The sequence below is a fragment of the Xenorhabdus sp. Sc-CR9 genome (genome assembly GCF_963897815.1).
Lineage (GTDB): Bacteria > Pseudomonadota > Gammaproteobacteria > Enterobacterales > Enterobacteriaceae > Xenorhabdus.
The window spans coordinates 69,215-80,856 of the sequence record NZ_CAWQTY010000066.1; the positions used below are offsets into that span (position 1 = coordinate 69,215).

Sequence of the window (11,642 nt, forward strand, 5' to 3'; positions counted from 1 at the left end):
AATTAAGTCTTATGTTGGTGTTGTTGTATATTCCATTCTTCAGCCGCAAATAGCTCAGGATCATTTTCCAATATACCCTGACGATCAGAAAATAATGCTTCAACCTGTTGAGTCCGATGAAAAAGAGTTCTCATGAATTGTGCATCGCGAAAATCACTGTTGTTGACATTGGCATAGGAGAGGTCGGCATAGCTCATGTCGCAACCAGAAAATTGTGTACTGATTGCACGGGCTTTATGTATGATGGCCTGTTGTAACTGGCTTTGCCGAAAGTCAGTCTGTTCAAGACAAGCCCCGACAAAGATAGCCTGATTAAATAAACTATTACGGCAGCATGCGCGGGTTAAATCAGCCTCGATAAATAATGCCTGAGTTGCATTGACATTCGATAATTGGGCGTTTTGTAATCCAGAACCCTTGAAATTGCAATTAGTCAGCTTTGCTCCATTGAAATTTGCAGCTTCAAGCTGATTATTCAGGAATTGGCATTCCTGAAATTGCTGCTCTTGATAATTTTGACCACGTTGGTTGCATTCGAAAAAAACCGTTTTAATGAATTCACTGATATAAAAATTTGTTTTACTCAAATCTTGCCGGAAAAAAGTCACCAGGAAAAAACGATTATTATGCAGTCTCATGTGATCTAATGAAGAATTAATAAAGGTTAATCGATCAAGTTCGTTACCATTCAAATCAGCACATTGCAGGTCACAAGATGAATATTGACAACTATTTTGTTTTGTTGCTTTAAAAAGTGCTTTTTTTAAAGCACATTGAGTAAACATAACATCATTCAGTGTTCCTTCATTAAATTTGGTGCGTATCATATTGCATTGTTCAAATGAAGTGTGACTACATACGACTGAATTAAAGATGGCTTCTTCGAGCAGACATTCAGTAAAGGACGATTCCTTGAGAACAGAATGAGATAAATCGGTTTCTGAAAAATCTACCGCCTTGAATATTCCTCCTGATAAATTTTTCCCAACCAGTGAAATTCCCTGTAAATTAACTTTCTCAATAATGTCTCCCTGCCTGATTTTAATCATCAGTTCATCAGCCGTCAGTGTTCTCATATGATTTCCTGATTACGCTTGGGCAAAGTTTTTACACGCAATGTATAGGCATGGTCAATCAACGTTGAATCATCAATGATAGATTGAGATATATCAGCACGGAACAGATTAGCCTCTCGTAAATCAGCACCATTAAGAGTGCATTTCTGCATAAAGGCACCAATCAGGTTGGCATTATTCAACTGGGCTTTCCGAAAATCCGTTCTGATGAATACGCTTTTTGTTGTATTGATATATTGCATATTGGCCAATTGGCAGTTTGCTTCACTTAAATCGCTATTATTTAATGTAGCAGAATGAAAAGTTGATTGAATCAGAGTCATTTGGCGCAAATTACATTCTGTTAATATCGAGTTACTGAAATCAGCTTGATTAAGATCACTTTCCATATTAAACGAGCAGGTGATCAGCTTTGCTGATCGAAAACTAATTGCTTCTGCTTTTGTTTCTGTCCATGAACAACTATCAAGTGTAGCGTGATCAAAAATAGCGTTCTCCAACTGACATTTTATAAAAGAAATTTTATTTAAACTTGCGTAGTTGAATTTCAATGAAGGCAGAGCCATTTCCAGAAAAATGCAATTTTGCCATTGTGAATGCTGAAAGCGGCAGTGCGTAATAAAGGTTTTTTGCAGAAATAGTTCGGTGAAAATTGCATTATTAAATCGGCAGTGATCAAACAATGTTTCCTGCAATTGTGTTTCTTTGAAACTTGCTGCGGAAAAATCGCTTTGCTCACATTTGGCCTGTATCAGGTTGGCATTATCCAGCTTCGCGCCGTGCAGAGAAGCATGGCAGATTTCAGTTCTGGCCAGCATTGCTTCACTGAAATCTGCGCTATCCAATTGACTGTTATTGAAGCAGGCACTTTCCAGCAAAGTACGGGAGAAATTAGCCCCACGTAGATTCATGCCGGATAAATCGACGCCCGTAAAATCCATACCACGGAAATCACCGTCTTTGCGCATGATGCGTTGGACTTGCTTGCGGATAATTTGTGACATATCACCTGCTAAACGCAAAGCGGGGCTTTGTGTTTGTATAGAAGCCAAATACATTTTATACAGTGATTGTTCAGTCTGCGTCAGAATATTATTGCTAAGTCCCATTTGTTGTTGCCGCTGATACAATATATCCCGTATCTGATTAAAATTCTGTGAGCCTGTTGGTTGCTTTTCCATCGCTGTCTGTTCAACATCAATGCCTTTTTCTTGGGCCCGTAAACGGATTTCATTACTTTGTTGTTCAGCTTTAGTGTATTTTTGAGCGGCATCTTGTTCTATTTTTTTTACAAATTCGGGTAATTCATCCGGTTTCGGATTAGAAGGGGGGTCCGTTTCTGTCGTCATCAACGGGATCAGTGTATTGATGTCTTTCCCGTATTTTTCCATACGCTCCCGTTGTTGCTCACGCAGGCGTTTTTCACGGTTTTTCCAGTTCTCTTTCAAAGGAGGGTTATTTTCGGGTTGCTCAGTATCCAACCACGGCGCAATGATCTCTTCAGGAATCAAATCTTTTTCCCGGAGAGCATATAATGCACCTTTTTCTTTATCCGTGCGCTGGCTGAGTATTTGGAGATAATGATGTTCAGGATGAGGTTTATCGTTCAACTCTATTGCGGAGAGAATGTGCAAGACATCCGCGGCATCATCTTCATTAATACGCGCGCAACCGTGCCAGATAAGGATCATTTTTTCCAGATGGGGGAAAAACCACACTGTCGTCTTACGCATTATTATTTCTTCGAAAATTTCTTCTTCAACACGTAATCTTTTGATAAAACAACGCGCTTGCCATGATGGCAGCATTCCTTCTTGTATGGGTTTTTCAGGATGCATATTCCAGATACGCCATATTGCTTTTTCTGGCAGCGCATCATCTTGCTCCCACCATTGATCGCGGGGAGCTGCATTAAATAGCCGCCAGTCTATATCGCGGGAAAATCCGGGAAATTCGTTTTCTAGCCACTCTTTATCATATTTTTTACCTATGCGGGTAAAACGGCGTGGACACGTGAAATCCAGAGGACCAAAACTGGCAGGGTTTGTTGTATCCCGTGGCGATAATAACTGTCTATGGGTACCTTCAATATTGGGTAATCGGTGGATCTTTATACCATCTTCCCCAATTTCTGGAGTGAAACCGATACCGTGAGGATTTTCATCATAATTTCCTCCCCCGAAGGCTCGGCTCCAGTCCAATCTCATTTGCCCAAATTCTTGCGGTTTGGATGGTGTTTCATCAACCCAATGACGATCACCAAAAGCAATCAATGTCTTATCCAATTGATCTATTTGAATACGTGCAGAACAAGTTGTTTTGTCTGCCTGATGGTGAGTATAGGCATAACCTGTGGCAAGAAATTCGGCATAAGATTTTGGCATCGCGAAGTCAATAACACTATCGCAGGCTTTTAACTCAGTTTCTGCAAGTTGCCAGAGTTCCTGCTCTGGTCGCAAACGAGGGGAGCTACTCATATCAGTCAAAGTCATGATAGATACCCCAAGATAATTTTTTTGCAGCCAGCGATAAGGGCGATGAAGCATACTTAAGCGCAGAGGTTTAATTATTTTCATTGAGAGACCCGATTCAATCATTTTGAGAAAAGACGGAAGAATTTTGTTTATTTTTATCTGATTATCTTTGGAATAAAATCGGCTATTCTTAAAATATGTAAGTAAGGATTTTTTATAAAATGGTTGTAGTGATAGGTTATTAGAATAATAAGTACAATAAATTCAGATAAAAAGAAAAAATCAACCCAATTGGATAAGTGCTGATTTTATACTAACTTGTACTGAACCCTTAATATCTACTTGAGTGTTAGACTTTATACTAACAGTGCTTGCTTGAACGTTGTAATTTCCTGTGATTTTTTCACTTTTATCAGCGGTGACATCCAGTTTATAACTCCCGGTGATACTTTGAGTTAAATCGCTTCCAACATTTAACTTATAAGAGGCGCTAATTTTTTCTGATTTATCACCAGTTATATCTGCTTCATATCCATCAGTAATTGTATATTTAATTCCACCGCTTGTGACTTCTATTTCTTTTCCATTGGTAACGGTGGTTTTCTGTTTATTTTTGAAAGTAGCAGTTTCTTCTTTTTCTACTGTTGTATTACGTTTACCCTCAATTTTTAAAGTTTGGTCATTCTCCACAGAGACTGACATGTCCTTCTCAGCATGTATTTCAAAAGACTCTTTGCCTTGGGCATCATCAATAAACAAGTAGCTGGTGTTATCTTTTCCGCCTTCCAGGCTACGTGACATTATACCTATTTTGGTGGCTTCCTTTGGTAAATCCCAAGGAGGCATTTTTTCTTTGTTAAAATTACGTCCGATTACGAGGGGATTGTCAGGATCGCCATTAAAAAAGCTGACGATGACTTCTTCTCCGACCCGGGGGATCTGTACCATACCGAACTTAGTCCCGGCCCAGTTGCTGGCTACGCGTACCCAACAGGAACTTTTATCATCTTTTGTATCGCTTCGATCCCAGAAGAATCTGAGCTTAACCCGACCGTATTCATCTGTCCAAATCGTTTTTCCGCTGGGACCTACAACAGTCGCCCATTCAGTGCCAACTTGTGGCCTCTGCGTCAGGTAAGGTGCGCGCCAGTTCACTTTCGCTGGAATAGCTGTAAATTGAGTACTGATTATTTTGCCTTTTTTTGCAGAGAAATCTGCCGGAGAAAAATTCTCAGCTACGCGGGAAAAATAAGTCTCTTCGTGAAATTCATAGTTTGCGCTGATAATAAGATACTGCCCGTTATCTTTATCCCGTAATGCTTTAGCCAGCGTAAAGGTATAACCCGGAGCTATGCCTATTTCGGTACTTTTCGCTTTTATATATTGACTTTGTGCAGTATGGGATTGCTGTAGTACCTTAGCATAGAATTTCCCTTGTGAATTTTCGTTATAATTCAAAGACCATTCAAATATTTCTGTTTTTGGTACAGTAGAATCGGGGTTTTGTTGTGTCTCTTTTAATTTTGCGCTTGGCTTAAGAAAGTTATAATCATCCACGGTATAGCTCAAAGGAGTAGTTGAATAACTTATTGTCCAGTCATATAAAAAATGTTTATCTTTGCTTCTTGGTGGGTGATGGTTTGGATAATATTCGATAGAAGAACAATCAGGTAAATCTGAATGAGATTGAGGAGAATCTGATAATATAAGGGTGTGCTCATTCTTACCATGTTGAAAATAATAATAAATTCCTTCTCGCTCCATTAATCGGCTTATAAAGTTGAAATCTGTTTCTTTGTATTGGGTACAATATTCGAGTGATTTATATTTTGATTGCAGTTCATTCTTAAATTTTACTTTATATTTATCCAGAACATCTTTAATGATTTCGGGAGCAGTTTTTTTTTGCCAGATTTTAAAATCTTTATTCAGTGTTAGAGTAAATAGAGCAGGTTGGATGATCACTTTATACAGATAGAGATATCCGTCGTAATAGTCACAAATGATTGCTTCACGGACTAACCCACTTAGATATCGTGATTTTGCTGAAGTGTTTGCTGGATCTTTTATTTCTATTGATATCGGTTTGTTTCGCAACCCTTTAATATCGAGATCTTTTTTGTCACTAAAAAGCTCGACTTCAAAACTATAAATGGTTGATAGTTTTTCTTCTCCTTTTAATGACTTAACATGTAAGGCTTTCTCACCCAGTGAGGAATGCACAATAATGAATTTTTCCATTAAAAGCTCCTTTTAAAAAAGCTACCGCACGAGCCTTTGAATATACGGGACCGAATGATGGTTTCTTGGGTTATTATCACTTGCAATCTAATTTAATAACGAAACTAATTCAATAGTAATATTTCATACATAAAACTATAATGCAACATTATTGCAACCTGGTTTTTTATTTTTTGTGAGGAATAATAATATTGTGAGAGTTAGTGGAAAAGTTACAAAATATGCCATTAAAAATTTAATATTTTGATTTTTAAATATTTTTTAATAAAACGTATGATTTATGACTTGATGGTGGATTTGGTTTTTATAGTTATTTTCAATAGAAAAACGATTTTTTATAATTAAAAAAATTAGCGGCGATGAATTCATAATTAATGAGTTCATCGCCGCTAAAAAATAAAACCAGTTATAAAATAACTAGTTTGCTGTATTTAAAAACAAAACTATATCATTATCAATAATAAAAAATTATTTTAACGCTGATAATGCGCTGTCATAATCAGGTTCATTGGTGATCTCATCAACCAATTGGCTGTAAATAACTTGGTCATTCTCATCCAGAACAACAACAGCCCGCGCAGTCAACCCACCCAGTGGGCCTTCATTTATTGCAACACCATAATTTTCGTGAAATTCGCTACCACGAAGTGTGGAAAGAGTCACAACATTAGACAAACCTTCAGAACCGCAGAAACGAGACTGAGCGAAAGGCAAGTCCGCTGAAATGCACAGTACGATGGTATTGTTCAGTTCGCTGGTGAGTTGATTGAATTTACGGACAGAAGTCGCACAAACACCTGTATCAATGCTTGGGAAGATATTAAGTACTTTACGTTTACCTGCGTACTGGCTCAATGTTACATCAGCAAGATCTTTAGCAACCAGTGTGAATGCTTTTGCTTTTTGGCCTGCTTGTGGGAAATCGCCGTTGACGATGATATCACTACCTTGAAACTTGACGGTTTGTGTCATGGTTTTATCCTTCTAAAAGTAAACTACGTCGTCAGTGTAAAGGAATAGTGCGATCTTGCCCACAAAAATAGATGCAGTATTTATGAAATACTCTGCCTCCCTTTAATTAACAATATTTCATAATTTATTTTAGGATAATTATTAGACTCATAAGGCAAAAGAATATGCATAATTTTACGTTGCTTCCCTCTGTATTGTTGGTGACTGGTCTCTCCCTTTCTTTTTCTGTTTCTGCTGCTCATGTTCCTGTGGGTACTGAATTGGATCCTTATCAGGAATTAGTGCGTCAATTGAAAGATGAGCCTGCATCATTAGACCCGATAAAGTCTTTCGGTTTGACGGAGGCGCAAGTACTACGTGATCTATTCGAGGGATTAGTTAATCAGGGTGCGGATGGGCAGACCATAGCGGGAGTTGCCACAGAGTGGAAAACGACAGATAACAAAACATGGATATTTACGTTGCGTAAGGATGCCCGCTGGTCTAATGGTGACGGCATTACGGCATCTGATTTTGTGTATAGCTGGCAGAGATTGGTCAGTCCCGTCAATGCCTCTTCTTTTTCTTGGTTTGCAGCCTTATCGGGCATTCAGCATGCACAAGAAATTATTGATGGGAAATTGCCGCCGGAAAAGCTGGGTGTGGAAGCTATCAATCCTTATACGCTAAAAGTGACTCTGGATCGGCCTGTACCTTATTTTCCCAGTATGACAGCCAACTTTAGTCTTTATCCGGTCAATAAGCAGATTATCAAAAAATATGGCAGCAACTGGATTCGGGTAGGGCATTTGGTTGGTAATGGCGCGTTTATGTTAACGGAACGGGTCGTCAATGAAAAAATTGTCCTGACACCAAATCCGTACTATTGGGATAATAAAAACACGGTATTGAAAAAAGTAACTTTTATGCCCATCAGCCAAGAATCTCATGCAACCAAACGTTATCTGGCAGGTGATCTCGATATTACAGAGTCTTTCCCCAAAAACATGTACCAGAAATTGCTGCGTGAACTTCCGGGACAAGTTTTTACGCCGGATCAATTAGGGACATACTACTATGCTTTTAATACACAGCGGGCACCAACAAATGATATTCGGGTCAGGCAAGCACTGTCCATGACAATAGATAAAAGGCTGATTGCCGAAAAAGTAGTGGGGACAGGGGAAAAACCGGCCTGGCATTTCACTCCTGATGTGACAGCAGGCTTCCGGCCAGAGAAAACCCGGCAAGAAACATTGACTCAACAAGATCTGGATGAACAGGCCAAAAAGCTACTGAAAGCTGCGGGTTATGGCCCTGAACACCCTCTGAAAATATCATTGCTTTATAACAATTTAGAAAATAATCAGCGGATTGCAATTGCGGTCAGTTCAGAATGGAAGAAAAAACTGGGTGTAGAGGTCAAATTAGTCAATCAAGAATGGAAAACTTACGTTGATAGCCGTAATACCGGTAATTTTGATGTGGTCAGAGCCTCTTGGACCGGAGACTATAACGAGCCATCAAGTTTTCTGTCTCTTCTGACATCTACCCACAGTGGCAACCTCTCAAAATTCCATAACGCTGACTATGATGCGTTGCTCAAAGCTGCCAGTTATGAAACGAATAATCTGGTCAGAAACCGCTATTACAATCAGACCGAAAAAATGATTGCAGAACAAGCACCAATTGTACCGATTTATCAATATACCAATGGACGATTAATCAAACCGTGGTTAAAAGGATACCCGATCACTAATCCTGAAGATGTCGCCTATAGTCATACCATGTATATCATCAAGCATTCTGATGACTAATTATAATAAATAAGTACGAAAAGGAGCAGATGTGGAAACGATCTATGGCTCGGTATTTAAAGGTTCAAATGCAATTTACGCCTGCCAGATGAATGGTCAGGGAGGTATCAGGGCATTTGGTGAAGATTCACCCGCAACGGCAGAACAGCCATTTTGGCAACACCTTGATTATAAAAACCAAGGCAGCCACCAATGGATTATGAATACCCCTTTGCTGCCATCTCCGGCAAAGGAAGGATTGCTGGGTGAAAGTATTCGTCCGAAAGTGCTACGCACTGGTGAGGGCACTTTGATTACCCTGAGATCGGTAAATCGCAATGATAATGCGCGCCCTGATCACTTGGTTTCGTTCCGCATCTATATTAATGACAGAATAATCATCTCCAGCCGCCATCGGAAAATTCACTCCATCGATCAAGTTGTGGATGATTTACACAATGGAGTTGGTGCAAAAAGTACAGGACATTGGCTGATTGAAATAGCGGATGCCATTACTGATGAAGTGAGTGATTTTATTGAAGAGTTACATGACCAGCTGATTGGGTTTGAAGATGATATTCTGGAGCAAAAAGTACCCGGTCGCGGGGAATTGGTGTTATTGCGTAAACAATTAATCGTTTTGCGCCGATACATGGCACCGCAGCGTGATGTTTTTATCCGATTGGCCAGCGAGCGGTTACCTTGGATGAATGATGAAGAGCGGCGTTTAATGCAGGAAATTGCAGATCGTCTGGGGCGTGGATTGGATGATTTGGATGGTAGTATTGCCCGCACAGCAGTTCTTGCAGATGAAATAACCTCCATGATGGCAGATGCCATGAACCGCCGCACCTACATGATGTCACTATTGGCAATGATATTCTTGCCAACGTCCTTTTTAACGGGGCTATTTGGTGTCAATCTGGGTGGAATACCCGGTAATAAGTATCCGTTTGGCTTTGGCTTATTCTGCCTTTTGTTATCTATCTTGATAGTCATTTTTGCCCTGTGGCTAAAGCGAAGCAAATGGTTGTAACCGACAGAAAACATAAGGATGACGATATAATCGTCAGTTGACCCTGAAGACGTGATTAGTGCCATCGGATTTGAGATATATCAATAATCAGATCCTAAAATTAAGGCACTATCACTTACGCAGGTGAATGCAACGTTGAGCAATGAACGTTGTGCTCCATAATTGTAGTTTTTCTCATATTGAGTTTGATACCTGATGAGGTATATACAGAATAATTGCCCATTTATTATGCCGATGCCAATTTAAGCATCGGCTATTTTTTTGTTGCTGTTAGGGAAATTTTTAAATGTTCGTAACGTTAATAAACATGGATTCATCAATGTTAGTTGAGGATACGACAGCTTCGTTAAACGCGTATTCTTCCCTTTCCCCATCCCGATCCAACGGCAAATTGGCAAAGTCGAAAAGTGTTTTATCAGCTAGTTGGCTTGGGCTGACATTTTGAATTGATTTGAAAATACTTTCTACTCTGCCCGGCGTTTTCTTATCCCATTCAACCAACATTGATTTGATAGCCTGCCGCTGTAAATTTTCTTGAGAGCCGCACAGATTGCAAGGGATGATTGGAAATGCTTTGTGTTCCGCATACGCGATAAGGTCTGTCTCTCGGCAATATGCCAGTGGCCTAATGACGACATTACGACCATCATCAGAACGCAACTTCGGTGGCATTGCTTTCATGCGTGCGCCATGGAACATATTCAGGAACAGCGTTTCAACGATGTCATCAAGATGATGTCCGAGTGCAATTTTTGTGGCCCCGATTTTTTCTGCAAAAGAATAAAGTGTGCCACGGCGCAGGCGGGAACATAATCCACAGGTTGTTTTACCTTCAGGAACTTTCTCTTTAACAACTGAATAAGTATCTTTATCTACGATATAGTATGGAATATTCAGACTTTCAAAGTATTGGGGCAAAACGTACTCAGGAAAACCCGGTTGCTTCTGATCAAGATTTACTGCAACTACATCAAATTTTATTGGAGCCGCCTTTTGCAGATTCAGCAGGATATCTAACATCGCAAATGAATCTTTGCCACCACTGATGCATGCCATTACAACATCATTTTCTTCAATCATATTGTAATCAATAATAGCATTACCAACGTTTCTCCTTAGGCGTTTCTGGAGCTTGTTGAATTCAAGTGTCTCTTTTCTCGTATCTTTCTGATTCATTGCGACTTCTCACATTGCCAATCGTATCGGCTATAGATTTTCTATTATGGATTCTTTGCAGGGAGTGGATTATACGGATTTTTATTTTCGTTTGAAATGTATCTGTCTCTAACCGGTTTTGGTCTGTACCTAATAGATTTCAAGGTACAGCGCTTATGCCCCGGGAATTAATAGCAGAAGCACAGATAACCGCATGTTGATAAAACGGTAACTGGGAGTTTGCTTTTTTGCCATCATGTTTTCCTTTTTTAATATTTGCCTTCTAAAATTATTCTTGTTTGTGTTGCTGTCTCTCTCTAATTTGTAACAAATAATATTGTTTAGCCAATATCAAGAATAGTGTCCAAAACACTTGGTCTAATCTGCATATGTTCAAATTGAATAGTGAAATAACTTTTGGCCTGGTTGGTAAATTATGGCAACTGGATTATGGAAAACTATTATTTGATAATACAGATTCATTTGTTGGCTTCCATGAACCAAGCTTTGCCAAACTAATTTTAAATTATAGAATTGATAAAATCAGCAGGGAAAAAATCCGACTCTCTACGGAAACTCGAGTATTTTGTACTGATAAGAAAGCAGTATATTGTTTTTTCCCTTACTGGTGTTTGATTCGCCCCGCTAGTGGATTGATTCGTCGTCGGATATTGTCTGCGATCAAAAAAACCTCTGAAGCACACCAAAAAGACAGAATACTGACGAATTCCAGTCATCCCCGACAAAATAACACAGATTGACAACCAAATCCCATTGCTCATTCAGGGGAACCTCTAAAAACTCTCCCGTGAAAAAATAAGATCAACTTTGTACCCATTCGTCATAAAATTGATCTTATTGAGAAGAGGGATTTCTGACTTTTTCAAGCATTAAAAGGCATGAATGCTCGATT

8 protein-coding genes are annotated in these 11,642 nt (G+C 39.3%); 3 read left to right on the plus strand and 5 right to left on the minus strand.

The features are described 5' to 3' along the window. Window positions 1–2: 2 nt before the first annotated feature. The 4 genes from AACQ81_RS03585 to tpx all read right to left on the minus strand — a co-directional run bounded on the left by AACQ81_RS03585 (window position 3) and on the right by tpx (window position 6,763). Window positions 3–1,076 (minus strand): pentapeptide repeat-containing protein, encoded by a 1,074-nt coding sequence (locus AACQ81_RS03585; RefSeq protein ID WP_237386335.1) that lies wholly within the window; start codon window positions 1,074–1,076, stop codon window positions 3–5. Next, window positions 1,073–3,652, minus strand: coding sequence for a DUF2169 family type VI secretion system accessory protein (locus tag AACQ81_RS03590; RefSeq protein ID WP_237386336.1), 2,580 nt, complete (start codon window positions 3,650–3,652; stop codon window positions 1,073–1,075). The genes AACQ81_RS03585 and AACQ81_RS03590 overlap by 4 nt, the downstream gene beginning before the upstream one ends. 180 nt (window positions 3,653–3,832) lie before the next feature. Further along, the gene (locus AACQ81_RS03595) at window positions 3,833–5,791 is read right to left on the minus strand and encodes a type VI secretion system Vgr family protein (protein WP_237386337.1); all 1,959 of its coding nucleotides are present in this window, start codon (window positions 5,789–5,791) and stop codon (window positions 3,833–3,835) included. 468 nt (window positions 5,792–6,259) lie between these two features. Then, window positions 6,260–6,763 (minus strand): thiol peroxidase, encoded by a 504-nt coding sequence (tpx, locus tag AACQ81_RS03600; RefSeq protein ID WP_237386338.1) that lies wholly within the window; start codon window positions 6,761–6,763, stop codon window positions 6,260–6,262. A gap of 164 nt (window positions 6,764–6,927) precedes the next feature. Here tpx and AACQ81_RS03605 point away from each other — a divergent pair, with 164 nt between their 5' ends. Further along, on the plus strand, window positions 6,928–8,559 hold the full coding sequence (locus tag AACQ81_RS03605; protein WP_237386339.1) for a peptide ABC transporter substrate-binding protein: 1,632 nt from the start codon (window positions 6,928–6,930) through the stop codon (window positions 8,557–8,559). Window positions 8,560–8,590: 31 nt separating this feature from the next. Then, window positions 8,591–9,574 (plus strand): zinc transporter ZntB, encoded by a 984-nt coding sequence (gene zntB, locus AACQ81_RS03610; protein ID WP_336885673.1) that lies wholly within the window; start codon window positions 8,591–8,593, stop codon window positions 9,572–9,574. A 282-nt stretch (window positions 9,575–9,856) separates the two neighbouring features. Here zntB and ttcA read toward each other — a convergent pair whose 3' ends face one another. Continuing rightward, window positions 9,857–10,750, minus strand: coding sequence for a tRNA 2-thiocytidine(32) synthetase TtcA (gene ttcA, locus AACQ81_RS03615; protein ID WP_237386340.1), 894 nt, complete (start codon window positions 10,748–10,750; stop codon window positions 9,857–9,859). A 368-nt stretch (window positions 10,751–11,118) separates the two neighbouring features. On the opposite strand from ttcA, the gene AACQ81_RS03620 reads away from it, so the two are divergent. After that, entirely contained in the window at window positions 11,119–11,490 is a 372-nt protein-coding gene (locus AACQ81_RS03620) for a hypothetical protein (RefSeq protein WP_237386341.1), read from the plus strand. Window positions 11,491–11,642 lie beyond the last annotated feature (152 nt).